General features: G+C 66.1%; 26 protein-coding genes and 2 tRNA genes. 11 read left to right on the top strand and 17 right to left on the bottom strand.

Annotated features, from left to right (window positions below; translation table 11 throughout):
- Positions 1-57: 57 nt before the first annotated feature.
- Genes CLV49_RS07920 through CLV49_RS07910 form a run of 3 tightly spaced genes read left to right on the top strand, consistent with a single transcriptional unit; the run spans position 58 to position 2455 of the window.
- Complete coding sequence (locus CLV49_RS07920; protein WP_127054382.1) at positions 58-579, top strand: hypothetical protein; 522 nt, start codon at positions 58-60, stop codon at positions 577-579.
- 32 nt (positions 580-611) lie between these two features.
- Positions 612-1217, top strand: a complete 606-nt coding sequence (locus CLV49_RS07915) for a TetR/AcrR family transcriptional regulator (RefSeq protein WP_106563053.1) — start codon at positions 612-614, stop codon at positions 1215-1217.
- A complete protein-coding gene (locus tag CLV49_RS07910; protein ID WP_106563052.1) occupies positions 1214-2455 on the top strand; it encodes a kynureninase in 1242 nt (413 codons plus the stop codon). The genes CLV49_RS07915 and CLV49_RS07910 overlap by 4 nt, the downstream gene beginning before the upstream one ends.
- Positions 2456-2486: 31 nt before the next feature.
- Here CLV49_RS07910 and CLV49_RS07905 read toward each other — a convergent pair whose 3' ends face one another.
- The 13 genes from CLV49_RS07905 to dnaA form a co-directional block, all read right to left on the bottom strand.
- Complete coding sequence (locus CLV49_RS07905; protein WP_127054384.1) at positions 2487-2837, bottom strand: hypothetical protein; 351 nt, start codon at positions 2835-2837, stop codon at positions 2487-2489.
- A 100-nt stretch (positions 2838-2937) separates the two neighbouring features.
- Positions 2938-3010 (bottom strand) — tRNA-Ala (locus CLV49_RS07900).
- A gap of 60 nt (positions 3011-3070) precedes the next feature.
- A tRNA-Ile gene (locus CLV49_RS07895) sits at positions 3071-3144 on the bottom strand.
- A gap of 73 nt (positions 3145-3217) precedes the next feature.
- Positions 3218-3622: a DUF3566 domain-containing protein gene (locus CLV49_RS07890; protein ID WP_106563050.1), complete on the bottom strand. Its 405-nt coding sequence runs from the start codon at positions 3620-3622 to the stop codon at positions 3218-3220.
- Positions 3619-6201 carry a DNA gyrase subunit A gene (gyrA, locus tag CLV49_RS07885; protein WP_106563049.1) on the bottom strand — a complete coding sequence of 861 codons (2583 nt, stop codon included), beginning with the start codon at positions 6199-6201 and terminating at the stop codon, positions 3619-3621. Before gyrA ends, CLV49_RS07890 begins: the two co-directional genes overlap by 4 nt.
- Before the next feature lie 101 nt (positions 6202-6302).
- Entirely contained in the window at positions 6303-8315 is a 2013-nt protein-coding gene (gene gyrB / locus CLV49_RS07880) for a DNA topoisomerase (ATP-hydrolyzing) subunit B (RefSeq protein WP_106563048.1), read from the bottom strand.
- A 122-nt stretch (positions 8316-8437) separates the two neighbouring features.
- Complete coding sequence (locus tag CLV49_RS07875) at positions 8438-8938, bottom strand: DciA family protein (protein ID WP_106563047.1); 501 nt, start codon at positions 8936-8938, stop codon at positions 8438-8440.
- Positions 8931-10109, bottom strand: coding sequence for a DNA replication/repair protein RecF (gene recF, locus CLV49_RS07870; RefSeq protein WP_106564963.1), 1179 nt, complete (start codon positions 10107-10109; stop codon positions 8931-8933). Before recF ends, CLV49_RS07875 begins: the two co-directional genes overlap by 8 nt.
- Positions 10110-10160: 51 nt before the next feature.
- Positions 10161-10496 (bottom strand): LysR family transcriptional regulator, encoded by a 336-nt coding sequence (locus CLV49_RS07865; RefSeq protein WP_106563046.1) that lies wholly within the window; start codon positions 10494-10496, stop codon positions 10161-10163.
- Positions 10497-10552: 56 nt separating this feature from the next.
- Complete coding sequence (locus CLV49_RS07860) at positions 10553-12001, bottom strand: hypothetical protein (RefSeq protein ID WP_106563045.1); 1449 nt, start codon at positions 11999-12001, stop codon at positions 10553-10555.
- A 10-nt stretch (positions 12002-12011) separates the two neighbouring features.
- Positions 12012-12911, bottom strand: coding sequence for a phosphogluconate dehydrogenase (NAD(+)-dependent, decarboxylating) (gene gnd / locus CLV49_RS07855; RefSeq protein ID WP_106563044.1), 900 nt, complete (start codon positions 12909-12911; stop codon positions 12012-12014).
- Positions 12912-12927: 16 nt separating this feature from the next.
- Positions 12928-14070 carry a DNA polymerase III subunit beta gene (gene dnaN, locus CLV49_RS07850; protein WP_106563043.1) on the bottom strand — a complete coding sequence of 381 codons (1143 nt, stop codon included), beginning with the start codon at positions 14068-14070 and terminating at the stop codon, positions 12928-12930.
- 669 nt (positions 14071-14739) lie between these two features.
- Positions 14740-16191 carry a chromosomal replication initiator protein DnaA gene (gene dnaA / locus CLV49_RS07845; RefSeq protein ID WP_106563042.1) on the bottom strand — a complete coding sequence of 484 codons (1452 nt, stop codon included), beginning with the start codon at positions 16189-16191 and terminating at the stop codon, positions 14740-14742.
- A gap of 388 nt (positions 16192-16579) precedes the next feature.
- Between dnaA and rpmH the strand changes: the two genes are divergently transcribed.
- From rpmH to CLV49_RS07805, 8 genes are all read left to right on the top strand, one after another.
- Positions 16580-16717: a 50S ribosomal protein L34 gene (rpmH, locus tag CLV49_RS07840; RefSeq protein ID WP_055823896.1), complete on the top strand. Its 138-nt coding sequence runs from the start codon at positions 16580-16582 to the stop codon at positions 16715-16717.
- A gap of 33 nt (positions 16718-16750) precedes the next feature.
- Entirely contained in the window at positions 16751-17092 is a 342-nt protein-coding gene (gene rnpA, locus CLV49_RS07835; protein WP_106563041.1) for a ribonuclease P protein component, read from the top strand.
- On the top strand, positions 17089-17457 hold the full coding sequence (gene yidD, locus CLV49_RS07830) for a membrane protein insertion efficiency factor YidD (RefSeq protein ID WP_106563040.1): 369 nt from the start codon (positions 17089-17091) through the stop codon (positions 17455-17457). Before rnpA ends, yidD begins: the two co-directional genes overlap by 4 nt.
- Before the next feature lie 7 nt (positions 17458-17464).
- Entirely contained in the window at positions 17465-18466 is a 1002-nt protein-coding gene (gene yidC / locus CLV49_RS07825; protein ID WP_106563039.1) for a membrane protein insertase YidC, read from the top strand.
- A 4-nt stretch (positions 18467-18470) separates the two neighbouring features.
- Complete coding sequence (locus tag CLV49_RS07820; protein ID WP_106563038.1) at positions 18471-18986, top strand: Jag family protein; 516 nt, start codon at positions 18471-18473, stop codon at positions 18984-18986.
- Positions 18987-19020: 34 nt separating this feature from the next.
- Positions 19021-19674, top strand: a complete 654-nt coding sequence (gene rsmG / locus CLV49_RS07815; RefSeq protein WP_106563037.1) for a 16S rRNA (guanine(527)-N(7))-methyltransferase RsmG — start codon at positions 19021-19023, stop codon at positions 19672-19674.
- 1040 nt (positions 19675-20714) lie between these two features.
- Positions 20715-21629: a ParA family protein gene (locus tag CLV49_RS07810; RefSeq protein WP_106563036.1), complete on the top strand. Its 915-nt coding sequence runs from the start codon at positions 20715-20717 to the stop codon at positions 21627-21629.
- Positions 21629-22639 carry a ParB/RepB/Spo0J family partition protein gene (locus CLV49_RS07805; protein ID WP_106563035.1) on the top strand — a complete coding sequence of 337 codons (1011 nt, stop codon included), beginning with the start codon at positions 21629-21631 and terminating at the stop codon, positions 22637-22639. Before CLV49_RS07810 ends, CLV49_RS07805 begins: the two co-directional genes overlap by 1 nt.
- 70 nt (positions 22640-22709) lie before the next feature.
- Here the strand turns inward: CLV49_RS07805 and CLV49_RS07800 are convergent, their stop codons facing one another.
- The 4 genes from CLV49_RS07800 to trxB form a co-directional block, all read right to left on the bottom strand.
- On the bottom strand, positions 22710-23663 hold the full coding sequence (locus CLV49_RS07800; RefSeq protein WP_106563034.1) for a D-alanine--D-alanine ligase family protein: 954 nt from the start codon (positions 23661-23663) through the stop codon (positions 22710-22712).
- A gap of 30 nt (positions 23664-23693) precedes the next feature.
- Complete coding sequence (locus tag CLV49_RS07795; protein WP_106563033.1) at positions 23694-25016, bottom strand: aminotransferase-like domain-containing protein; 1323 nt, start codon at positions 25014-25016, stop codon at positions 23694-23696.
- A 116-nt stretch (positions 25017-25132) separates the two neighbouring features.
- Complete coding sequence (gene trxA, locus CLV49_RS07790) at positions 25133-25456, bottom strand: thioredoxin (RefSeq protein ID WP_106563032.1); 324 nt, start codon at positions 25454-25456, stop codon at positions 25133-25135.
- Positions 25457-25518: 62 nt separating this feature from the next.
- Positions 25519-26505: a thioredoxin-disulfide reductase gene (trxB, locus tag CLV49_RS07785; RefSeq protein WP_106563031.1), complete on the bottom strand. Its 987-nt coding sequence runs from the start codon at positions 26503-26505 to the stop codon at positions 25519-25521.
- Positions 26506-26708 lie beyond the last annotated feature (203 nt).

The following is a 26708-nucleotide window of genomic DNA, read 5'->3' as shown; positions in this document are numbered from 1 at the left end:
CCCGCGATCCCGCGGGCCCTCTCGCCATCGACCTCGATGGCATGGAGAGGACGCATCATGCTCACGATCCAGAACCTGGCCCCCGTCTTAGACCTCGCATCGACTCACGGCGGTCTCCGTGACGACAGACACGTGTCGTCCGTCCTGGCCGAGACCGGCTGGGATCCGAGCCCGCCCGATCACGACGGCGCGATCGACGACTGCCGATGGCGGTTCGCGGGGCCGTCGAGCGACCCGGTTCTCGGTGCCCACACCTGGACGTCCTCGTCAGGAGGGACGGGACTCGGTCTCGGGATCATCATCGAGACCGCTTCCCTCCCTGCGGCCCGCGCACTCCGCGACACCATCCGGGCCCACATCGTCTCGATCGGGTCGTTCGTGCAGGTCGAGTCCGGCGAGGGCTGGTGCGCCTGGTCGGACGGACGGGTCCGCGTCGACCTCGGCGTGCTCGCCGGCTCGGAGGACGACGGTGAGAGCATCCGCTCGACCGTGCAGGTGGGTCTCGAGCCGGAGGGCCTGGATGCCGAAGGCGGCGCCGGGATTCCGATAGCGGGGGTCGATCACCCAGCCCGGCTCTGAGAGCCTCCTATACCGAGCGGTATACTCGGTTCATGGTCGCAGCGGTTCCGGTCCTTCCCGAGCTCACTCCCGCGGCGCGGCGGGTCCTCGACGCGGCGTCCGTCCTCTTCTACGAGCGGGGGATCCACGCCGTCGGGGTCGACACCATCGCGGAGTCCGCCGGCGTCACGAAGAAGACGCTCTACGACCGCTTCGGCTCGAAGGAGCAACTCGTCGTCACCTACCTGCAGGCGCGCGACGCCCGCTGGCGCGACCACGTCGCGACACACCTCGAGCAGCACCCGGAACCAGGGGTCGATCGCGTTCTCGCGATCTTCGACGCGTCCATCTCCTGGTCGGACGAGAACAGCCCGAAGGGCTGCAGCGCCATCAACGCCCGCGCCGAGATCGGCGACGGACACGACGGCCATCCCGTGTTCCCCGAGGTGGCCCGGCAGAAGACGTGGCTCCTCGAGACGTTGACGGAACTGTGCGGGGAGGCCGGCATCGCCGATCCCGGGCACACGGCGCGCCTCCTCATGCTGCTCTACGAGGGTGCGATCGTCACGGTGGGCATGGAGACGTTCCCGCACCCGTTCGAACTCGCGCGCGACGCCGCGCGCGACGTCCTCGCCCTTCGATCCACGGAGCGTTCATGACAGCCACCGACGGCACTGATGACCTCGACGCCCTCGCCCGCATCGCGGCCGACCTCGACGACTCCGACCCGCTCGCGGCCTTCGTCGACGAGTTCGAGCCGGCGGACGGCGTCGTCTCCTATCTGGACGGGAACTCGCTCGGCCGACCGGTCCGCGGCACGGGTGAGAGGATCGCCGACTTTGTCGCGAACGATTGGGGCACACGCCTCATCCGTTCGTGGGACGAGGGCTGGATGGAGCTGCCTTACGCTCTCGGCGACAGGATCGGCCGCATCACCCTCGGCGCAGCCCCCGGCCGGACGGTCGTCGCCGATTCCACCACGGTGCTGCTCTACAAGCTCATCAGCGCCGCGGTGCAGGACGCCCCCGCCGGGTCGCGCATCCTGATCGAGCGGGGAAACTTCCCCACGGATCGGTTCCTCGTGGAAGGGATCGCGGCGCACCGGGGTCTCGTCATCGACTGGGTGGACCCGGATCCCATCGCGGGCGTCACGGGCGACGATGTCACCGCCGCGCTCACCCCGGACACCGTCCTCGTCGTCCTCAGCAATGTGGACTACCGCTCGGGAGCCCTCGCGGATCTCCCGGCCATCACGCGCGCGGTTCATGACGCCGGCGCCCTCATCCTCTGGGACCTCTGCCACAGCGCCGGTGTCGTCCCGATGACCCTCGACGCGAGCGGGGTCGACCTCGCCGTGGGCTGCACATACAAGTACCTCAACGGCGGACCCGGTTCGCCCGCCTTCGCCTACGTGCGGGCCGGCCTGCAGGAGAGGCTCGAACAGCCGATCTGGGGATGGATGGGTGCTGCGGACGTCTTCGCGATGGCACCCGAGTACCGCCCGGGCACGGGAATGCGCCGCTTCCTCAGCGGCACACCTCCTGTTGTGGGGATGCTCGCGATGCAGGGGATGCTCGACCTCATCGAGCGGGCGGGGATGGACGCGGTGCGCGCCAAGTCGATCGCGCTCACCGAGTTCGCGATCCGTGCGTATGACGCCCTTCTCGCACCGGCGGGTGTCGAGCTGCTGACCACCCGTGATTCTGAACACCGCGGTTCCCACATCACGATCGGCCATCCGTCGTTCCGTGAGGTGACGGCGCAGTTGTGGACGGAGGGTGTCGTGCCCGACTTCCGGGCGCCGCAGGGCATCCGCCTCGGCCTGTCCCCGCTCAGCACGACCTTCGCCGAGACGCTCCGCGGCGTGACGGCGGTCGCCGCCGCCCTCCCACGCTGAGGGCGCATCGGAGCGGGAGCATCCGAAGCGACTAGGCGCCGACGGTGTAGTGCGTCACGATCCACTCCCGGTCCACCAGGAACTGGTCGTCCTCGGGGTAGAAGCGCGCGCGGTCGATCTCGTCGCCCGCGAAGGCGCGGATCGCGTCGAAGGACTCCCAGTACGAGACCGTGACGATCGTGGACCGTCCGTCCTCGTGGTCGCGCGACATGATGTACGCGCCACGGTTGCCGGGGGTCTCGCGGTAGCCCGCCATTCCCGACCGGTCCATGTAGGCGATGTACTCGTCCTTATTCACGGTCTCGACCCAGCCGTGCCACAGGCGCACGACGCTGCCGACGGGGGGTGCGGGTCTTTCGGATGATGCGGTCGGTTCACTCATGGAATCAGGCCTCCGCATCCAGGAGACCACGGATGGAGAACGCGGGCAACCGCCTTGAGGGGGATATCCGCGGCGTCGTGCCGGACCGATCGAGAAACTGTGGAGCCTGGGAGAATCGAACTCCCGACATCCTGCTTGCAAAGCAGGCGCTCTACCAACTGAGCTAAGGCCCCGCACTCATCGGTTCGTGCCCTGACGACGTGGCCACCAGGTTTTGATCTTGATGAGCGGAGTGGGGATACGAGGACTTGAACCTCGGACCTCTTCGTTATCAGCGAAGCGCTCTAACCGCCTGAGCTATATCCCCGTGGGTGGACCGAAGTAGAGATTACCTGAATTAGCGAGCTAATCCCAATCGGCCCATCAACCGACGCCGAGCGTCAGTTGTTGGTGAAGCCCACGAGCACGCCGCCCGTGATCTTGACGCTCAGGTTGTACAGCGCGGCGCTCAGAGCGCCGAGCGCCGTCACGACGATGAGGTTCAGCACCGCGGCCACGAGCGCGAAGCCCATGATGCGGTTGAGGCCGAACAGCGCCGTGAGGTCGTCGCCCTCTCCGGCGACCGCCTGGTACAGCCCGTTGATGCTGTCGAGGACGCCCGTGCGCTCGACCACCGTGTAGATGAGGAACGCGGCGACGATCGTGATGATCGCGACGGCGATGGCGAGAAGGAACGAGAGCTTCACGGCCGACCAGAAGTCGACGTACACGAGCTTCAGTCGGACCTGCTTGCTCGACGGCTTCTTGGCCGACTTCTTCGCGAGTTTGTCTGCGACGGTACTCATTCCTGCTCTTCCTTGTCCACGACGATCGTCTCGGGGGTCTCGGTGGCGGCCTCCTCGGAGTCCGCGGGCACCTCGACGGCGAGATTCCGGTCGCTGTTCTTCGCGAGTGCAATGATGCGGTCGTCGTCCGCGAAGCGGGCGAACACCACGCCCATCGTGTCACGTCCCTTGGTGGGGACCTCGGCCACGGCAGAGCGTACCACCTTGCCGCTGGCAAGAACCACAAGCACCTCGTCGTCCTCGCCGGCGATGAGGGCGCCCGCGAGGTCGCCCCGATCCTCGCTCAGCTTGGCCACCTTGATGCCGATTCCGCCTCGTCCCTGCAGCCGGTACTGGTCGACGGCCGTGCGCTTCGCGAAGCCGCCCTCCGTCACGACGAAGACCGAGGCGGACGTGCCGTCCGTCGGCAGGACCGACGCGGACAGCAGTTCGTCATCACCGCGGAAGTGCATGCCGATGACGCCGGAGGTCGACCGGCCCATGGGCCGCAACGTGCCGTCATCGGCCGTGAAGCGAATCGACATGCCGTGCCGCGAGACGAGGAGCATGTCGCTGTCCTCCTCCACGAGCAGAGCGGACACGAGCTCGTCGCCGTCGCGCAGGTTGATCGCGATGATGCCGCCCGAGCGGTTCGTGTCGTACTCGGTGAGCGTCGTCTTCTTCACGAGACCGTTGCGGGTGGCGAGCACGAGGTACTTCGCCGTCTCATAGTCGCGGATGTCGAGGATCTGCGCGATCTGCTCGTCGGGCTGCAGCGCGAGGAGGTTGGCGACGTGCTGGCCCTTCGCGTCTCGGCCGGCCTCCTGCACCTCGTACGCCTTCGCGCGGTACACGCGGCCCTTGTCCGTGAAGAAGAGGAGCCAGTGGTGAGTCGTGGTGACGAAGAAGTGCTCGACGACGTCATCAGCGCGCAGCTGCGCACCCTTCACGCCCTTGCCGCCGCGGTGCTGCTGACGGTAATTGTCGCTGCGCGTGCGCTTGATGTACCCGCCGCGGGTGACGGAGACGACCATCTCCTCCTCGGGGATGAGGTCCTCCATGGACATGTCGCCGTCGAAGCCGAACATGATCTCGGTGCGACGGTCGTCGCCGAAGCGCTCGACGACCTCGGTGAGCTCGTCGGAGACGATCGTGCGCTGGCGTTCGGGGCTCGCGAGGATCGCCTTGAACTCGGCGATCTCCAGCTCGAGCTCGGCGAGACGGTCGATGATCTTCTGGCGCTCGAGAGCAGCAAGGCGGCGGAGCTGCATCGCGAGGATCGCGTCGGCCTGCAACTGGTCCACACCGAGGAGTTCCATGAGGCCGGTGCGTGCCTCCTCCGCGTCGGGGGAGCGGCGGATGAGGGCGATGACCTCGTCGAGCGCGTCGAGCGCGAGGACGTAACCGCGCTGGATGTGCGCGTCGGCCTCGGCCTTCTTGAGACGGTACTGCGTGCGCCGGACGATGACCTCGATCTGGTGCGCGACCCACGCAGAGATGAATCCGTCGAGGGCGAGCGTGCGAGGCACACCGTCGACGATCGCGAGCATGTTCGCGCCGAAGTTCTCCTGCAGCTGCGTGTGCTTGTAGAGGTTGTTGAGCACGACCTTCGCGACGGCGTCGCGCTTGAGCGTGATGACGAGGCGCTGGCCCGTCCGACCCGACGTCTCGTCGTTGATGTCGGCGATGCCCGAGATCTTGCCGTCCTTCACGAGGTCGGCGATCTTGATGGCGAGGTTGTCCGGGTTGACCTGGTACGGCAGCTCGGTGACGACGAGCGAGGTGCGTCCCTGGATCTCCTCCACGCTCACGACGGCACGCATCGTGATCGAGCCGCGACCCGTCAGGTACGCGTCGTGGATGCCCTTGGTGCCGAGGATCTGCGCGCCGGTGGGGAAGTCGGGGCCCTTGATGCGCTGCATGAGCGCCTCGAGCAGCTCCTCACGGGGCGCCTCCGGGTGGGCGAGGTGCCACAGGGCGCCTTCGGCCACCTCGCGAAGGTTGTGCGGCGGGATGTTGGTGGCCATACCCACGGCGATACCGACCGAACCGTTGACGAGCAGGTTCGGGAAACGGGCGGGGAGGACGAGCGGTTCCTGCGTGCGACCGTCGTAGTTGTCGCCGAAGTCGACGGTGTCCTCGTCGATGTCGCGCACCATCTCGAGCGCGAGAGGGGCCATCTTCGTCTCGGTGTACCGCGGGGCCGCGGCGCCGTCGTTGCCGGGGGAGCCGAAGTTGCCCTGGCCGAGCGCGAGCGGGTAGCGGAGGCTCCACGGCTGGACGAGGCGCACGAGCGCGTCGTAGATGGCCGTGTCTCCGTGCGGGTGGAACTGGCCCATCACGTCGCCGACGACACGGGCGCACTTCGAGAACGACTTGTCCGGACGGTACCCGCCGTCGTACATGGCGTAGATCACGCGGCGGTGCACCGGCTTCAGGCCGTCGCGCACCTCGGGGAGGGCGCGACCGACGATCACGCTCATCGCGTAGTCGAGGTACGACCGCTGCATCTCCAGCTGGAGGTCGACCTGGTCGATCTTGCCGTGGGGGCCGACCGGTTCCGCGGGCGTCTCGTCCGGGGTGATGTCTTCGTCTGCCATGTTTCTCTTCCTACCGTCGTCGCTTCGACAAGCTCAGCGACCGTGGATCGCCCGTCTTCCGGTCCCTGAGCTTGTCGAAGGGCAGGGACCGTGCCACCGCGCTAGATGTCGAGGAAGCGCACGTCCTTGGCGTTCTTCTGGATGAAGGAGCGACGACTCTCGACGTCCTCTCCCATGAGGGTCGAGAAGATCTCGTCCGCCGCGGCCGCGTCGTCGAGGGTGACCTGGAGGAGCGTGCGCGTCTCCGGGTTCATCGTGGTCTCCCACAGCTCCTTGTAGTCCATCTCGCCGAGACCCTTGTAGCGCTGGATGCCGTTGTCCTTGGGGATGCGGCGACCGTTCGCGACACCGTCGGCCAGGAGAGCGTCGCGCTCCGCGTCGCTGTACACGTAGTCGTGCGGCGCGTTCGACCACTTGAGGCGGTAGAGCGGCGGCTGCGCGAGGTACACGTAGCCCATCTCGATGAGCGGCCGCATGTACCGGAAGATGAGCGTGAGGAGCAGCGTCGTGATGTGCTGCCCGTCCACGTCGGCATCGGCCATGAGCACGATCTTGTGGTACCGCGCCTTGTCGGTGTTGAAGTCCTCGCCGATGCCGGCACCGAACGCCGTGATCATGGCCTGGACCTCGGCGTTGCCCATGGCGCGGTCGAGCCGGGCCTTCTCCACGTTGAGGATCTTGCCCCGCAGCGGGAGGATCGCCTGCGTCATCGGGTTGCGCCCCTGCGTGGCGGAACCGCCGGCCGAGTCGCCCTCCACGATGAAGATCTCGGAGATCGACGGGTCCTTGGACTGGCAGTCCTTGAGCTTGCCGGGCATGCCGCCGCCCTCGAGGAGTCCCTTGCGCCGCGCGGTCTCGCGCGCCTTGCGGGCGGCCATGCGCACGGTCGCGGCCTGGATCGCCTTGCGGATGATCTCCTTGGCCTGCTGCGGGTTGCGCTCGAACCAGTCGCCGAGCTGATCGCCGACGACCTTCTGCACGAACGACTTCGCCTCGGTGTTGCCGAGCTTCGTCTTCGTCTGGCCCTCGAACTGCGGTTCGCCGAGCTTCACGGAGACGACGGCCGTGAGGCCCTCGCGGACATCCTCGCCCGAGAGGTTGTCGTCCTTCTCCTTGAGGATGTTGTTCGCCTTGGCGTACTTGTTCACGAGGAGGGTGAGCGCCGCACGGAAGCCTTCCTCGTGCGTGCCTCCCTCGTGCGTGTTGATGGTGTTCGCGTAGGTGTGCACGCTCTCCGTGTACGCCGTGGTCCACTGCATGGCCACCTCGAGCGCGATCTTGCGCTCGGTGTCCTCGGACTCGAAGGAGATGATGTCGCCGCCGACGATCTCCGCGCGCTTCGCGTTGTTGAGGTACTCGACGTAGTCGACGAGCCCGCGCTCGTAGAAGAAGACGTCCGCTCGACCCTTCTCGTGCGCTGCTTCGTCGATCTCGCCCGCGACGTCCTGGATCTCGCCGCGCGAGGTGCGCTCATCGGTCAGCTCGATGCGCAGCCCCTTGTTGAGGAACGCCATCTGCTGGAAGCGCGAGCGGAGGGTGTCGTAGTCGAACTCGACGGACTCGAAGATCTCGCCGTTCGGCCAGAACGTGATGGTCGTACCGGTCTGGTCGGACTCGCCGACCTTCTCGAGCGGGGCCTCCGGAACACCGTTGTGGTACCGCTGCGTGTAGACGGCCCCCTGACGGCGCACCTCCACCTCGAGCTTGTGCGAGAGCGCGTTCACGACGGAGGAACCCACGCCGTGCAGTCCACCGGAGACGGCGTATCCGCCGCCGCCGAACTTGCCGCCGGCGTGGAGGATCGTGAGGACGACCTCGACGGTCGACTTCTTCTCGACCGGGTGGATGTCCACGGGGATGCCGCGCCCGTTGTCGACCACGCGCACGCCGCCGGACTCGAGGATCGTGACGACGATCTTGTCGCAGTAGCCGGCGAGCGCCTCGTCCACCGAGTTGTCGACGATCTCGTACACGAGGTGATGAAGACCGCGTGGACCGGTGGACCCGATGTACATTCCGGGTCGCTTGCGCACTGCCTCGAGGCCCTCGAGAACCTGGATCTGACTTGCGCCGTAGTCGTTGCCGTCAGTGGTCGCGTTGGGTTCCTGAGACATATGGAATTGGGCTCCAAACCGTGGGTGGATTGCAACCCCATTCTACCAAGAAGCGGTCGCCGGAAGCGCCTTATTCGCCCGTCTGCGGGGTTTTTTCTGGACAGGTGACCGTATTTGCCTGCCTAACCATAGGTATCGCGTACGCCCCGCCCCTGGACCGATCTGGGGCCGCGTTTCCAGGACGGGACGTCGGGGCCCAGGAATCGGATGTTCGAGATGCCCGCCTCGGGGAACCGAGTCGCGATGTGTGACATGATCTCCGTCCGCATCAGCCGGAGCTGGGTGGCCCAGGCCGTGGACTCGCACTGCACCGTGAGGAGACCGTTCTCGATCCCCACGGGAGAGGAGTGCTTCGCGGTCTCCTCCCCGGCCAGCTCGGCCCAACGATCCATGAGCTCCGACTGGGCGAGGGGGGAGTCCCACCCGAGACTCGCTGTGAGGGCGCCGACCACGTCGCCGAGTCCCCTCGGATCGCGACCATGTCCGAACGGCACGCTGTCGTCGTCCCCCCGCGAGCGCTTGGACCGGTTCGGTCGGGAGCGCGTCCCGGTGAAGATCTCACGGAAGCGGAGGTAGACCCTGGACGCCTCCGAGAGGTCGGCGTCGTCGATCTCGTCAGCCATCGACGACCTCGCCCGCACGGATGTGGACGGTGTTCGCCGTGAGCGTCTCCGGCACGTCCTCGAGCACCGCCGCGGTGATGAGCACCTGCTCGAAACCGGAGATCGCGGCGGCCAGTCGGCTCCGGCGTCCCTGATCCAGCTCGGCGAAGACGTCGTCGAGGATGAGCACCGGGTCGCCGAGAGAGGACTCCGCGCGCAGGAGTTCCGCGGCCCCGAGCTTGAGGGCGAGGGCGAACGACCAGGATTCTCCGTGACTCGCGTACCCCTTCACCGGCAGACCGTTGAGTCCGAAGGCGACGTCGTCACGGTGCGGACCGACGAGGGTGAGGCCACGGTCGAGCTCGGAACGGCGTCGAGCCGCGAGGGCCGTTCGGAAGAGAACCGCAGCCTGATCGGAGGAGGTCGGCACGACGGCGTCCGAGCGCGCCTCCTGCTCTCCGCGCACTCCGGACTCGGGTTCCTCTGCGTCGACGCCCGCGATGGACAGGACGGGGGAGAGGGTCGGACCGTGGTCGTCTCCCACGACGGCCGAGTACGCGTCGGCGACCGGTCGCGCGAGCGCGGCCACGAGGGCCCCGCGCATCACGATGATCTCGCTACCGAGCGTGACGAGCTTGTCGTCCCAGATCTCGAGCGTCGTGAGCTGCGATTCCTTGAGTCCGGTGGAGCGAGCCGACTTGAGGAGGGTGTTCCGCTGCCGCAGCACCCGGTCGTAGTCGGCGAGCACTCCCGACATCCGAGGGGATCGCGACACGATGAGCTGGTCGACGAAACGCCGGCGCGCCGACGGATCTCCTCGGACGATCCCGAGGTCCTCCGGCGCGAACAGCACACTCGAGAAGTAGCGGGGGAGCTCGCGCGGCTTGATCTGGGAGCGATTGACCTGCGCGCGATTGGCCGACGCACGGTTGATCTGCACCTCAGCGAGCAGCTCGCGGCCGTCATGTCGGAGGCGTGCGCGGATGACGGCGGATTCGGCGCCCGCTCGGATGAGGGCCTGGTCGCTCGACACGCGGTGGGATCCCAGTGTGGAGAGGTAGCCGAGCGACTCGACGAGGTTCGTCTTGCCCTGACCGTTACGCCCGACGAAGAGATTGGCGCCCGGCAGCATCGGCACCTCGGCTGCCGCGTAATTGCGGTAGTCCCCGAGGCTCAGATGCGTAACGATCACCACGCCACGATAGCCGCCGGTGGTGACATCATCCGAGTCGGACGGCGTCTCCTACCGACCCTGCCTCTTCTTGAACGGCTTCGGCTCGCCCTTCACGACGGGCGCCCGTCCCTTCCCCTTCGACGCCTTCGCCTTGCCGCCGCGATTGACCGGCGGCGTCGGGGCGTTCGACACGCGGGCGACGGCCTCGTCGAGGAAGAGCCGGCCGTCCTCGGTCAGATCGACGCCGTCGTCGTGCTCCTCGACGAGAGACCGGCCGATCTCCCCTTCGAGCGCCGCGATCGAGGCCTGGATCGTCGCCCGTGACACGTGCTCCCGGTTGGCCGCGCGGGAGTAGTGTCCCTCGTCGGCGACGGCCAGAAAGTGTCGGAGTGCGCTGATGTCCACAGTCACCGAGGCTACGCCCCCGCCGCCGCGCGATTCACCGGCGTGCGCCTCGTCGCTCAGTCGGCCGTCGCCCAGGCCGACGCCACGAGGGCCGCGAGTGCGGTCACCTCGTCTCCCGCGTTCGGTGGAAGCTCGATGTCGATGTCGTCCGCCACGACGAAATCGAGGTCGTTCGAGAACCCGTTCGTGCGGTCGGCCGACACCTGCACGGTGCTGCCCTCGACGAGCAGCGGACGGAACGTCGTGAACAACGATCGCAGCGACTCGAGGTCGGGCTCGGCATCCACGTCGAACCGGGTGATGTCGTCCCAGACCGACAACCGGCTGAGCACATCGACGTCCTGCCCGGCGGAGATCATCTGTCCTTGTCGCACGAGGTCGCCGGGAACGCCGGACACCTCGAAGCCGGGCGACGAAGGATCACCAGCCGAGAGCGTGACGAGGGTCACGACGTCGATGTCCGCCTGGGTGAGGAGCGTGTTGATCGTCGCGGTGAGGGGTGTCGCATCCGGAAGGGTGACGGAGATCTCCGATCCGGAGACCCTGACGGATTCGACCCCATCGACGCCGTCGAGAGCCTGGGCGACCCCGAGGACCTCGGGGTAGGCGGTGCCGTCATCGCTCACCACGCCACCGTTGACGGTGAGGTCGATGCCGAGATCGATCGCGCGCGACTCGAACAGATCACGGACCGAACCCACATCCCGCGTGCTCTCCAGTCGGATGTCGAGCGAATCGGACGTGGCGATGACATCGCTCACGGGCGCGGCCGAACCGACGGCCGTGGCGAGGGCGAGAGAGGTCGTCGGCGCGACGGACCGGGCCGTCCCACCCACGATGCTGTCGCTGTCGGACACGGCGGACGTTCCGTCCTCGGTCTCCGCGACCACGGCGCTGTCGTCGAGATCGGGAACGAGGGCGGCGATCGAGCGCACGAGGTCGTAGGCCTCCGTGAGGGGAACGTCGTTCGTCACGATCGCACGCATGGTGCCATCCGCCTCGCCGATGGCACGACGGGGCGGGCGATCCGTCGCGGTGTCGTCCGGCTGGACGATGACATCGTCAGCCGATTGCACGAAACCACCGACGACACGATCGTCGCTGCGCAGGGCCTCGACGGCGACGATCCGGAGACCGCGCTCATCTGCGTCCTCATCGACTCCGAATCGGAACGCTCCGACCTGGAGGTCGAGGTACGACCAGTGCGCCGTGCCGCCATCCTCTTCCTCGAGGAAGGCCCCGAGCGTCTCCGTCATCTCGGCGAGGCGATCATCCGACGTCTCGGATGTCACGATGACGGTGGCCGAGGCCTGACCCGTCCAGGGGAGCGTGTTCGTCGCGCTCTCGTCCACGTCGAGCGTTTCATCCCAACCGTCGACGATCGCGTGGAGCTTGTCGAGTGCGCCGGAGCCGGCGTTCACATCGCCGCACCCGGCGAGACCGAGCGCGATCGCGGCAGCTCCGGCGATCGCGGTGATGCGGAGGAGGGGTCGACGCACGGACACGGTCAGCCGATCAGTCGTCGGCCTTCTTCACGGCGTGCCCGCCGAACTGGTTGCGCAGCGCGGCCACCGCCTTCATCGCCGGCGAGTCCTCCTGGCGCGAGACGAAACGCGCGAAGATCGACGCCGAGATGGTGGGCACCGGAACCGCGTTCTCGATGGCCTCTTCGATGGTCCAGCGGCCCTCGCCGGAATCCTCGACGTAGCCCTCGATGTCGCCGAGCTCCGGATCCTGCTCGAGCGCGCGGACGAGGAGTTCGAGGAGCCAGGAGCGGACCACCGTGCCGCGCTGCCACGCCTTGAAGGTGCCGGGGACGTCCTTGATCAGGTCTACCCGCTTCTCGAGGAGCTCGTATCCCTCGGCGTACGCCTGCATGAGTGCGTACTCGATGCCGTTGTGCACCATCTTCGCGTAGTGGCCGGCGCCGACGGGGCCGACGTGCACGAAGCCCTCTTCGCGCGGACCCTCCGGGCGCAGCGCGTCGAAGACGGGCATGAGGCGAGCGACCTGCTCGTCAGGACCGCCGACCATGAGGCCGTAACCGTTCTCGACACCCCAGACGCCGCCGGAGACGCCGACGTCGATGTAGTCGATCTTCGACGCGGACAATGTCTCGGCGCGTCGCATGTCGTCGCTGAACTTCGTGTTCCCGCCATCGATGATGAGGTCACCGGCCTCGAGCAGCCCGCCGAGCTCGGTGATGACCGACTCGGTGATCGGCCCGGCCGGAACCATGACCCACACGGTCCGCGGTGCGGGGAGCGCGGCGACCAGATCGGCCACGGATGCGACGTCCGTGACCTTCGGGTCGCGGTCGTATCCCGTGACCTCTACTCCGGCGGCGCGCAGACGGGTGCGCATGTTGCCACCCATCCGACCGAGACCGACGAGACCGATGTGCAGATCGCTCATGGCGTGGGTGTTCCTCTCAGCGCAGCAGCAGGTTGGGCTGCAGCAGGTACTTGAAGCTGTCGGCTCCGGGCTGGTCCTTCGAGGACTGGCTCGTGATCAGCATGGGGCCCGGCTTGTTGGTGTTCTCCGACTTCGTGAACGAGAACCGGACGAACTCGCTGCGGACGGCGTTGAGGCCATCGATCAGGAACGACGGCTTGAGCGACAGCACGATGTCGTCGCCCGTCAGCAGAGCGTCGATCGACTCGGAGGCCTGGGCGTGCTCCGATCCGATGGCCTCCATGGTGAGGCCGTCGATCGAGAAGCTGAAGCGCAAGGCGGCCTCACGCTCGAGGACGAGCGAGACGCGGCGGACCGATTCGATGAGCTCGCCCGTGTTGATGACCGCGTGGTTGTCGACCTGCTCGGGGAAGAGCCGGCGCACCGGGGGGAAGGATCCCTTGATGAGCAGCGATGTGACGGTCTTGTTGTCGGCGGAGAAGGCGATGATCTCGCGATCGTCCTTGCTCGTGAACGACACGGTGATCGTTCCGCTGTGACCGAAGGTCTTGCCGACCTCCTGCAGGGTGCGCGCCGGCACCAGGGCACTGAGCTCGGGGGCGTCGGCTCCGCCGTCCCACTCGATCTCGCGGACGGCCACGCGGTAGCGGTCGGTCGCGACGAGGCTGATCTTCGTGCCGGTCACTTCGAGCTGGACACCGGTGATGACGGGGGTCACGTCGTCACGGGATGCGGCGACGGCGACCTGGGCGATCGCCGTCGCGAACTCCTCGGCGGGAACGAGGCCCTGCGAACCGCTGACCTGCGGGATCGTGGGGTACTCCTCGACCGGCATCGAGAGCAGAGTGAAGTGCGCGGATCCGCACGTCACGGAGATGCGGTTGTCGTCCGTGCTGAATTCGACGGGGGCGTTGGGGAGCCGTGAGGCGATGTCGGCGAGGAGACGACCGGAGACGAGGATGGATCCCTCTTCTGTGATCTCGGCCGCGATGGTCGTCTGAGCGGAGACCTCGTAGTCGAAGCTCGAGAGCGTGAGACCGTCGGCGGAGGACTCGATGAGAACTCCACTGAGGATCGGGAGGGTCGTTCGCTGCGGGAGAAGCTTGACTGCAAAGGACACAGCTTCGCTGAACACATCTCGATTGACGCTGAACCGCACTTGTCACCTCTGTCCTGAAGGGCACTGAACGTGACCATGCTATCCGCAGAGAGACCACGTGCCTCGACCCGAGTCTGAGATGGCCTCGAGAGGTCACACGCCGTCGATCAGAAGGTTGGCGGACCGAGAGAAGGATTAATTAACTCTTAACGGTCTTAACGCCTGTGGAGAGTGTGGATAACCCGAGCGCGACCAGATGGCCGTAAGGAACTACAACCGTGTGAGTTGTGTGCGCCGTGTGGGATTCGAGGCGGAAGTATGGTCGTGGCCGACGGACGGAAAACCTGTTGTTCACAAGGCGGGCCGCTGTTTCAACATTAAGTGCGCGGTTTCCCGAGGGAGTTTCCACAGGTTATCCACACTGTGCAGAGTCGTATTGTGGCGATCCGAACCACCTGTGTCAACACGCTCAAGAGGGGGGCGCTGCGACGGCCTCATCCCGGGCGATTCGTGTCGAGGCGCAGATCGCCGATCCGACCCGGTTCCGGCCGGTGTCCTCGGCGCGTCGTGGGTCGTGCGGGCGCCTCGACGAGGCCGACGACGCCGCCGGATGCGGCGCTCTGAGACGTGATGACGCGTCGGCAGGCTCATCGGCCGTGCGGTGGAGACATGAGCGCAGGGACCGTGTGGTGTCGACACGCGTCGGTCCCACGGTCCCTGACGAGCGATCTAGCGGTTGCCCTGCTTGATGCGGCTGGTGAGCTCGGTGACCTGGTTGTAGATGGAGCGACGCTCCTGCATGAGGTCGGAGATCTTCTTGTTCGCGTACATCACCGTGGTGTGATCGCGGTTGCCGAACAGCTGACCGATCTTCGGGAGCGACAGGTTGGTGAGCTCGCGGCAGAGGTACATCGCGATCTGACGGGCGATCGCCACGGCTTGCGAGCGACTCGAGCCGTACAGGTCCTCGACGGAGAGCTTGAAGTACGCAGCCGTGGTGTTGATGATGTCGACCGGCGAGATCACGTTGTCGTCGTCGAGAGTGATGAGGTCCTTGAGCACCGTCTGCACGAGCGCCATGTCGACGGGAGTGCGATTGAGGCTCGCGAAGGCGGTGACGCGGATGAGCGTGCCCTCGAGCTCGCGGATGTTGGACGACACCTTCGACGCGATGAACTCGAGCACCTCGTCGGGGATCTGGAGCCGCTCGCTCTGGGCCTTCTTGCGCAGGATGGCGATACGCGTCTCGAGGTCGGGGGCCTGCACGTCGGTGATGAGGCCCCACTCGAAGCGCGACCTCATCCGGTCCTCGAAGCCCGTGAGGTGCTTCGGCGGCAGGTCGCTCGTGATGACGACCTGCTTGTTGTGGTCGTGGAGGGTGTTGAACGTGTGGAAGAACGCTTCCTGCGTCTCAGCCTTGTTCTGAAGGAACTGGATGTCGTCGATCAGGAGGATGTCGATGTCCCGGTATCGGGCCTGGAAGGCCGCTCCCCTGTTGTTAGCGATCGAGTTGATGAAGTCGTTGGTGAACTCCTCGCTCGAGACGTACCGCACCCGGATGCCGGGATAGAGCGAGATGGCGTAGTGGCCGATCGCGTGGAGCAGGTGGGTCTTGCCGAGTCCGGATTCGCCGTAGATGAAGAGGGGGTTGTAGGCCTTGGCGGGTGCCTCGGCCACGGCGACGGCCGCGGCATGAGCGAAGCGGTTGGACTGTCCGATGACGAAGCTGTCGAAGGAGTACTTCGCGTTGAGGCGGGTGTCGTTCTGCCGGGCGGGGAGGACCTGATCCGTGATCGGCACGACATTCGCGGTCTGTTCCGTGTACGCGCCGGGGACCGCGGTGGGCTGGCCGGCCGATGCCGGGGGGACGGTCGTCGGCTCGAATGCCGGTTCGAGCTCGCTCTCGATGATCTCGGGGTTCACGACCACGGCGAACGTGTGCGCGCCGTGCTCGCTCTCGGTCGCTGCGAGCGCGGCGAGGATGGCAGCGCGCATGCGCTGGTTGAGCTGTCCGGCCGTGAAGTCGTTGGGCACCTCGAGATAGAAGGTCCCACCCATGACGCCCTTCGGAACCACGAGCCCGAGGAACCCGTGAAGTGGTGCCGTGATCCGGTCGTCGACGGAGAGCACGTCGAGCACCCGCTGCCAGCGCTGTGCGATGTCGTGCTGGTCGTCCGCCATGGTGCCCCCGAGGGTCGTCGGCCTGTCGAGGACATGCCTGTCGTGTAGAAGATGTGCGGGAGGGCGCAGAACGCCCGCCGCAGTGGAACCGTCATAGCCGCAGACTCTCGCGAGGCCGTGTCCTTCGCGGCCGTGTCGTGTCCTGTGGATAACCGCCTGAACACGGTAACCAGAACCGGGGAATGAGGCAAAACACACCATACGTCGCGTGGACAGGGTGCGGCCAGGCCCTGACGAACTCCTGTGCATACCTCTTCCGACACGGGCCCGGTTTGACCGACGCGCCGAGAAGCCGTAGTTTTAATCAGTTGACGCCTGCCCTTCGGGCACCGAGCTTTCCCTGCCGCATGTATTCGCGGCATGCGGATCATTCATCAGGAGAGACATCATGAGCAAGAGAACGTTCCAGCCGAACAACCGCCGCCGTGCCAAGGTGCACGGCTTCCGCCTGCGCATGCGCACCCGTGCGGGTCGCTCGATCCTCGCGGCTCGTCGCCGCAAGGGTCGCACCGAACTCTCCGCGTAATCGCGTCCCGGCTACGACGTTCGGCGCCAGACGATGCTCGCGAAGGTGAACCGCATCGTGAAGGGCGACGACTATCGTGCCGTCGTCCGTCGCGGTCGCCGCGTCGTATCCGGGAACACGGTGAGCTACATCTCGATGAACCCGAATGGTGGTCCGCCACGATTCGGGTTCATTGTTGCGAAGACCGTCGGCAACGCCGTGGTCCGCAACACGGTGCGACGTCGTCTCAAAGCCGCGTCGTTCTCCGCTTTGACCAGGACCAATGAGGGGACGGACATCGTGATTCGCGCACTCCCCCGCTCCGCCGGCGCACACTACGCCGAGCTGGTCGACGAGGTCGAGCGCGCCATCGCCACACCGGTGAGACCGCGATGACGATCACCGGTAGGACCACCACAGGGCCCTCATGGGCGACGGTTCTGTACCTTTTGCGTCTCCTCGTGGACGGCGTGCTCCTGATCCCTCGCAATGTCGCGGTGGCGATCCTCGTCGTCTATCGACGCCTGATCTCCCCTCTCTACGGCGATGTCTGCCGGTACTACCCGTCCTGCTCGTCGTACACGCTGCAGTCGATCCAGCGACACGGGCTCGTCATCGGAGCCTTCTTCGGCGCCCGTCGGCTCCTGCGGTGCCACCCGTGGGCCGAGGGTGGATTCGATGAGATCCCGGTCAAGAGATCCTTCCGGTACGTCGTGACGCGATCCGGCTTCATTCTTCCCTCCAGCCAGCGAAAGGGCTGATCACCACATGGACCCGTTGTCAATCATTCTCTGGCCGCTCAAATGGGTGGTGGAGCTCCTCCTCACCGGGTGGCACGCTCTCCTGTCGGCGGCGGGCCTCGACCCGGCCGCGGGTATCACGTGGGTGCTGTCGATCGTCGGGCTCGTGCTCGTCGTCCGTGCGGCGCTCATCCCCCTCTTCGTCAAGCAGATCAAGAATCAGCGGAAGATGCTCGAGGTCGCGCCTCAGCTGAAGAAGATCCAGGACAAGTACCGCGGCAAGCGCGATCAGCTGTCCCGCGAGGCCATGAGCCGCGAGACGATGGCGGTCTACAAGAACGCCGGCACGAACCCGCTCGGTTCGTGTCTCCCGCTGCTGGTGCAGATGCCGATCTTCTTCGCGCTCTTCTCAGTACTGAACGACGCTCAGCACTCGAAGACGGGTGTCGGTCCGCTCAACGAGCAGCTCGCTCAGCAGTTCGGTAGCGCGAGTCTCTTCGGCGCCCCGCTCCACATGAGCTTCTCCACGGCGATGGGCGAAGGCGAAGTCGGTGTCATGGTGATCGCCGCGGTCATGGTCGTGCTCATGACGACGTCGCAGTTCATCACGCAGCTGCAGATCGTGTCGAAGAACATCTCGGAGGAGACGAAGGCCTCCCCCATGTTCCGTCAGCAGCGCATCCTCCTGTACCTGCTCCCCTTCGTGTTCCTCTTCTCCGGCTTCGCATTCCCGCTAGGAGTCATGTTCTACTGGCTGACCAGCAATATCTGGACGATGGTCCAGCAGTTCATCATCATCCGCAACATGCCGATGCCTGGCACCGAGGCAGCCAAGGAGCGCGAAGCGCGACTGGCGCGCAAGGGCAAGCTGGAGGTCACGGAGAGCACCGACGGTGCCGGTACGGTCGTGATCCAGGAGAAGAAGCCCACGCAGCGGCAGCAGCCCGTGGGTAAGAACCGTGCCAAGAAGGCCAGCCAGAACAAGCGACCGGGAGCTCCGGAATCCGGGCCCGCGACGAGTGGAAAGTAGAAGCATGTCGGACGTGATCGACCGCGACGCGACGGATCAGCCCCGTCGTGACAACCCCACCATCGAGCAGCTCGAGGAAGAGGGTGAGATCGCTGCGGACTACATCGAGGAGTTCCTCGACATCTGCGATCTCGACGGCGACATCGAGATCGATGTCCGGAACGGCCGTGCGTACATCTCGGTGACGTCGGATGACGAGAGCGACCTCCGTTCGCTCGCTCGGCCTGAGGTGGTCGGAGCGCTCCAGGAGCTGGTCCGTCTCGTCGTGCAGAACAGCAACGGTGCGTTCTCTCGCCTCATTCTGGACATCGGGGGTTCCCGCGATGCCCGCCAGGCGGAGCTCGCTCAGCTGGTCGATGCGGCTGTCGCCCGCATCGATGCCGGCGCGGCCGATGCGGCACTCCCGCCGATGTCGAGCTACGAGCGCAAGCTGGTTCACGACCTTGTGTCTGAGCGCGGCTTCACGTCGGAGTCACAGGGCGAAGGGCGAGACCGCCACACGGTGATCACGCGCTCGTGACCACCGTTTCACGTGAAACATCGGATGCGATCCGATGAGCAGCATCGTCGTCGAGGACGAACCATCGGTGGCGGTCGAGCTCGCCGGCGACCGTATCGACGTTCTGCGCGCCTTCACCGCGAACCTTGGCGCGTTCGGTGAAGAGCGCGGACTGATCGGTCCCCTGGAACCGCCGCGGCTGTGGAGTCGTCACATTCTGAACAGCGCGATCATGGCGCCTCTCCTGCGCCCTGGGCGTGTCGGCGACATCGGAACAGGTGCCGGGCTTCCCGGCCTCGTTCTGGCGATCGTCCGCCCCGACGTCGACTTCATCCTCATCGAACCGATGGAGCGTCGGGTCGCCTGGCTCAACGAGCAGTCGGATGAACTGGGCCTGACGAACGTGACGGTGCTGCGTGCGCGTGCCGAGGACGTTTCCCTTCCGCAGCCACTCGACCAGGTCACTGCCCGAGCGGTCAGTGCGCTGCGGACTCTCCTACCGCTGACAGCACCATTGCTTCGTGATGGAGGCGAGCTCGTCCTGATGAAGGGGGTGTCCGCCGAGAAGGAGATCGCGGCCGCAGAGAAGCAGCTTCGCAAATTCAAGGTGTCCGACGTCTCTGTGGAGGTGCTGGGCGAGAACCTTCTGGATGATGTCACCCGCGTCATCCGTGGGACCGTTCGTGCGCCTCACGGTCCGGGGATGTAGCCGGACCGATCAGCTCGAGCAGAGGCCGTGCATGTTTCACGTGAAACATGCACGGCCTTTGTCACGAGGCATGCGTAGAGACCGGGGGATCCACGGGCTCAGCTGAGGGCAGCAACCCGGGAAGGCTGCTTCTTCTTGTGAACGCTTTGCTCGCCGACGGACGACACGGGATCATCGTCGATGACGGTGAGCAGGCGTCATTGAGGATTTCGCGGGTGATCGATCCTCGGCACGCTCATCCGCGTCACCGCCCTCTCGTAGACTGTCGGACCCGTCGTGTCGGTCAGTGTGGCCTGATCTCGTGCTGGCGGTCCGTCGCCTGCATAACCGCGCGCCGCATCGCGCCGTCCAGCGAACGATGTTTCACGTGAAACATTGCTCGGTGTTCTGCGTCCGCCGTGGACAGTCCGTCTCTGCGTACGGTCTGTGCTGTCCGCGATGTGTGATGCCTTCGGTGCGAGATGGATATCGCCTGTGATGACGACCAGAGGAGAGGAGCCTCTGACGTCAATGTCACCTCACTCTGAATCGAGAGCCGACGACATCGAGTGGACCACCGGAGCGGTCGACGTGTGACAGTGCGACCGCGGATCCGACGGCGCGTGGTCGATGGAAGGTTTCACGTGAAACATTCCCGTCGGGCGCCAATGGACTCACTGCCGGTGATACCCGACCGGTGGATAACTCTCGATATCCACAATTCCATTAACACTGTGGAGGGATCCAGGGATCCGCGGGATTCCGCGGATCTCGCGGGTGGGCGAGGCGTAACGGTCAAAAGTTTTCCACCGTTATCCACAGGTTGTGTGGATAACCATCATCAGAGAATCCAGACTTTGTCTCTCGTCGGTCAGCCCCTAGACTGACACTCTCACCCGCGTTGCGGGACGCGACATGTCACCCCCGCCATCCACGGCGGGGTGCACACACCGCGGCGCTGAATCTCTCGGATCGTGCCGCTCGGGTGGTCGGGACGATGAGGGTAGTTCGAAGACACGGCACATGTTTCACGTGAAACATGTGCCAGATGAGGGAGTGGCATGGAGACCGAGCGTTTCGATGTCTCGACTCCTCTCGCCCGAGAGATCGCAAATCTCACGTCGCGACGAAGGGCGCTCGAGACGATGGATGCTCCGCTTCCGAATCACACCCGTGTGTTCACTGTGTCGAACCAGAAGGGCGGGGTCGGCAAGACGACGACAACCGTCAACATGGCCGCTGCGTTCGCGAAGGCCGGCGCTCGCGTCCTGGTGATCGACCTCGACCCGCAGGGGAACGCGTCGACCGCCCTTGGCGTCGAGCACACGGCCGACATCCCCAGCGTGTACGACGTGCTGATCGATGACTTCCCCCTTGCCGATGTTGTGCAGAGCAGCCCGGAGAGCGAGTCGCTCTTCTGTGCACCCTCGACCATCCACCTCGCCGGCGCCGAGATCGAGCTCGTATCGCAGGTGGCTCGTGAACACCGCCTCCGGACGGCCCTGGACGAGTTCCTCGCGTCGTCGGAGGAGACGTGGCACTACGTCCTCATCGATTGCCCGCCGTCGCTCGGTCTTCTGACGATCAATGCGTTCGTGGCTGCACGTGAGGTCTTCATCCCCATCCAGTGCGAGTACTACGCACTCGAGGGCCTCAGCCAGCTCCTCGGCAGCATCGAGCTGATCCAGAAGCACCTCAACCCCACGTTGTCTCTCACGACGATCCTGCTGACGATGTTCGACGGACGCACCAACCTCGCCAACCAGGTGGCCGACGACGTTCGTACGCACTTCACAGATCGTGTCCTCACCACGGTGATTCCGCGATCGGTCCGAGTGTCAGAGGCACCGAGCTTCGGGCAGACGGTGATCAGCTATGACCCGACGGGCGTCGGGGCCATCTCCTACCTCGAGGCCGCAGCGGAGATCGCTCGGCGAGGGTTCTCGAGCGAGCACGACAAGGAAGCACGCGGTTAATGGCAACGAAGCGAACAGGTCTCGGCCGGGGCATCGGAGCCCTCATTCCGACACAGACGGACCAGGCCGAGCGCCCCGTCGATGTCTTCTTCCCCGGGGCGTCAGCCGCGAAACGCGGCGCCGAAGCTGCCGCTGCGGAGGCAGCCTCGGAAACGACGGCCGCAGAAACCGTCCCTGACGAGGCCAGCGAAGAACTCGTGGCGGTGCCCGGTGCCCGTCTCGCTTCCCTCGACCCTCAGAGCATCGTGCCGAACGCCTCGCAGCCGCGCACCGTGTTCGACGGGGATGCCCTCGCGGAACTCGTCCACTCGGTCCGCGAGTTCGGGGTCCTCCAGCCCATCGTCGTACGCTCCATCGCGGGTACGGACACGTACGAACTCATCATGGGAGAGCGTCGTCTCCGCGCCTCGAAGGAGGCCGGCCTTGCGACGATCCCGGCGATCGTCCGCGAGACCGCCGACGAGGACATGCTGCGCGATGCGCTTCTCGAGAACCTGCACCGTGCGCAGCTCAATCCGCTCGAGGAGGCGTCCGCCTACCAGCAGCTGCTCGCCGACTTCGGGATCACGCAGGAGGAGCTGGCGACGCGGATCGGCCGCTCACGGCCTCAGATCTCGAACACGCTCCGCCTCTTGAAGCTTCCGGGTGCCGTGCAGCTCCGCGTCGCGGCCGGTGTCCTGTCTGCTGGACACGCACGTGCGATCCTGTCGACGGGGGATCCCGAGTCCATGCAGCGCCTCGCGGACAAGATCGTCAACGAGGACCTCTCCGTGCGCGCCGCTGAGGCTGCTGCCGCCCAGTTGTCGGCGCCCGCGAAGCGTGCGAAGCCGCTGCCCGGCGGGCGGCGTGGTCACCTCGACGAGGTGGGAGAGCACCTCGGCGATCGCCTCAACACGCGCGTGAAGATCAACCTCGGAGCGAAAAAGGGCCAGATCAGCATCGAGTTCGCGACGATCGCCGACCTGAATCGCATCCTCGGGGAACTGGGCGAACCGGGCTACGGCGGCTAGTCGACGCCGTGTCGTCGGACGCTTGATCGCGCGGACGTCACACGCCGTAGGAGGTTGCGCTTCGACAGGGTCAGCCGACGGCTGCCGTACGGGCGAGGTCGGAGTAGAGCTCAGACAGCTCGAGTCCGGCCGCCTCGATCGCGAGCGGAGCGAGGGACGTCTCCGTGAGACCCGGAAGCATGTTGGCCTCGAGGAACCAGGCGGTGCCGTCGGCGGCGACGATCAGGTCGATGCGGGAGATGTGACGCAGTCCGAGGAGTTCGTGGACCGCGACGGCGGTGCGTGCGGCGGCTGCCGAGACATCATCGGACACACGAGCCGGCGCATAGAACGTCGTCTCGCCCGCGTTGTAGCGCGCCTCGAAGCTGTACACGCCTGAGAGTGGCTGGATCTCCACCGCTGGAAGCGCACGAGGTCCGTCTCCGGTGTCCACGACGGTCACGGCGAGCTCCGTGCCCTCGATCTTGCGCTCGATGAGCGCCACGTCCGAGTAGGTGTACGCGTCGACCATCGCGCGCGGCAGCTGCGAGGCGTCGTCGATGATGGAGACACCCTGTGCCGAGCCTCCCTGGGACGGCTTCACGACCGCCGGAGTACCGATGGTGCGTGCGACCTCGCCGAGGACCGCTCCGGCACCGAGTTCGGTGAACGTCTCACGGGGAAGAGCGAGCCACTCGGGTGTCGCGATGCCCTCGCGGGCCACGAGAGCCTTCGCCGTGGGCTTCGACCAGGCGAGGCCCGCCGCCTCGGGGTGCGAGCCGACGTAGGGGATGCCACGGCCGCGCAGGAGGGCCTGCAGGGCACCGTCCTCGCCGCTGGCGCCGTGTAGCGCCGGCCAGACGACGTCGGGGGCTGTCTCCACGATCCAGTCGAGGATCCCTGCGCCGGGGTCGCGGAGAACCGCGGTGTGCCCTGCCTCGGCGAGTTCGTCGGCGACCCGGCGACCCGAGCGCAAGGAGACGTCCCGCTCGTGGGAGATGCCCCCGGCGAGAACAGCGATGGTGAGTTTCCGGCTGTCGGTCATTCGTTGATCTCTCTCGATCGGGAGGGCTGGTCAGTCGATGTTGGGCGGCGGTGCGGACACGTGCAGTTCGCGGGAAGCGATCTGGAGTGGTCCGGTGCCGGCGAAGGTGTCGAGGAGGTCGAGCTCCCCATTGATCACGGTGGCGAGGCGTCGGATTCCCACGCGGATGTTCTCCGGTGTGGGGTAGCAGAAGGACAACCGCATGGCGTGCCGCCCGCGCCCGTCTGCGAAGAACGCTGTACCGGGGGTGTAGGCCACGAGTTCCTTCACCGCACGGGGCAGCATCTGCTTGGAGTCGAGCCGGTCCGGCAGGGTGAGCCACACGTAGAAGCCGCCGTTGGGGTCGGTCCACGACAGGTCGGGGAGGTACTCCTCGAGGGCCGCGATCATCGCCTCTTTGCGCTGCTTGTAGACCCCGCGGAAGGTGTCGATCTGCGCCATCCAGTCGGTCGACCGCAGGTACTCCGATACGGTCAGCTGGCTGAACGCGCTGGGTGACAGGATGGCGGACTCGGCGGCGAGGATGAGCTTCTCGCAGATCGCGTGCGGCGCGAGCGCCCAGCCGACGCGGAAACCGGGGGCGAGGGTCTTCGAGAACGAGCCGAGGTAGATCACGCCGTTCTCGTCGATCGACCGCAGTGCGTCCGGAGCTTTCTCCTCGAAATGCAGGAGGCCGTACGGGTTGTCCTCGAGCACGAGGATCTCGTTCTGGCGGCAGATCTCGAGGATCTCGGGGCGGCGCGCGGCGGAGAGCGTCACGCCGGCAGGGTTGTGGAAGTTCGGGATCGTGTAGAGGAACTTGATGCGGCGACCCTGCCCGCGCAGATGCGCGATCGTCTCGCGGAGCGCCTCCGGGTTGAGTCCGTCGTCGTCCATCGCCACGTGCACCACGTTCGCCTGGTACGAGCGGAAGACGCCGATCGCGCCGACGTAGCTGGGTGCCTCGGCGAGGATGACGTCACCCGGGTCGATGAAGAGCTTCGTGACGAGGTCGAGGGCCTGCTGCGACCCCGTCGTGGTCACGACGTTGTCGACCGTGCCCCTGATGCCCTCGAGCGCCATGACCTCGAGGATCTGCTCGCGCAGCGCGGGCTGCCCGGCCCCCGATCCGTACTGGAGGGCCATTCCGCCCTGCTCGCGCATGACCTTCTCGAGAGAGCCCGTGATGAGCTCGGCCGGGAGCGCGGAGACGAACGGCATGCCGCCGGCGAGCGACACGACCTCCGGGCGACTGGCGACGGCGAAGAGGGCTCGCACCTCGCTGGCCGAGAGGCCGGAGGTGCGTTCCGCGTAGTTCGCGTACCAAGGGTCGAGGTTGTTGCCCGGTGAGCGGGAGATGCTCTGGTCTGACACGTTGCGTTTCCGTTCTCGTCTGTACGAATGCTATCGGGGGAGTCCGAGAGGGGTCGAAACGCCGGGTACGCGAAAGGCCCGCCCGGCGTAACCGGACGGGCCTCTCGAGGTGTCGGTTACGCCAGGACGGCGGCCAGGTCGGCCTCGAGGGCGGCCTTCGGCTTCGCGCCGATGACCGTCTGGATGACCTCACCGTTCTGGAACACCTTCATCGCCGGGATGGAGACGATCTGGTACTCCATCGCGAGCTGCGGGTTCTCGTCGACGTTCACCTTGACGATGTCGAGCTTGTCGGCGTTCTCCGCGGCGATCTGGTCGAGGATCGGGGAGACCATGCGGCAGGGGCCGCACCATTCCGCCCAGAAGTCGACGAGGACGGGCTTGTCGCTCTTCAGGACCTCTGCCTCGAACGAGGCCTGGTCCACTGCACGTGCTGACATGATGTGTCTTCTTTCTCTGGCTTTTGGTCCCTGAGCGTGTCGAAGGGACGCTGGTCTTCGGGTCAGGCGGAGGCGATGAGGGCTTCGGCTTCCGCTGATTCGCCCTCCTCGTCGAGTTTCTCGGCGTCGTCGAGGGCCGACAGGTAGTGCTCGGCGTCGAGCGCCGCGACCGTTCCCGAACCGGCGGCCGTGATGGCCTGGCGGTAGTGGGGGTCGATCACGTCGCCGGCGGCGAAGACACCCGGCAGGTTGGTGCGCGAGGAACGGCCCTCGACGGCGATCGTGCCCTCGTCCGTGAGATCGAGCTGGCCGTGGATGAGGTGGGTGCGCGGGTCGTTGCCGATCGCGACGAACAGCCCGCCGATGTCGAGCTGGCGCTCGGAACCGTCGACCGTGTCGCGGAGCACGACGCCCTCGACCGCGTTCTCGCCGACGATGCCGGCGACCTCGGAGTTCCACACGAACTCGATCTTCTCGTTCGCGAACGCGCGATCCTGCATGATCTTGGACGCCTTGAGCGAGTCGCGGCGGTGGATCACGTAGACCTTCGAGGCGAAACGCGTGAGGAAGGTGGCCTCCTCCATCGCGGAGTCGCCGCCACCGACGACAGCGATCTCCTTGCCCTTGAAGAAGAAGCCGTCACACGTGGCGCACCACGAGACGCCGCGACCGGAGAGCCGGTCCTCGTCACCGAGGCCGAGCTTCCGGTAGGCGGACCCGGTGGCGAAGATGACCGTGCGACCCTCGAAATCGCCCGAGTAACCGGTCTTGATGGTTTTGGTCTCGCCCGTGAGGTCGAGCTCCGTGACGTCGTCGAGGATGACCTCGGTACCGAAGCGCTCGGCCTGCTCCTGGAACTTGGCCATGAGATCCGGGCCCATGATGCCGTCGGGGAAGCCGGGGAAGTTCTCGATCTCCGTGGTGTTCATGAGCTCGCCGCCCGCCTCGACCGAGCTCGCGAGCAGGACGGGCTCGAGCCCGGCGCGTGCCGCGTAGATGGCAGCGGTATAGCCCGCTGGGCCGGAACCGATGATGATGACGTTGCGCACTCGAACTCCTCGTTTCATGTGTCGCCTGCTGAAACTCATTGTAGGTCCGCGCTATTCCCGGCGGCTGGGTGTTGCGCCGCCCCTATCGGCGCCACGGTGCAGCGGAGATTGTTCGCGTGGTGTTCGACGCCCGGACGTGTCGGTGTGGTCCCCGCGGAGTAGGTTCAGGGCAGAAGAGGACGGCACGCTCTGTCAGGAGGCGA

It is taken from the genome of Labedella gwakjiensis, assembly GCF_003014675.1.
GTDB classification, from domain to species: Bacteria; Actinomycetota; Actinomycetes; order Actinomycetales; family Microbacteriaceae; genus Labedella; species Labedella gwakjiensis.
This window is presented reverse-complemented; position numbering and strand designations above follow the sequence as displayed.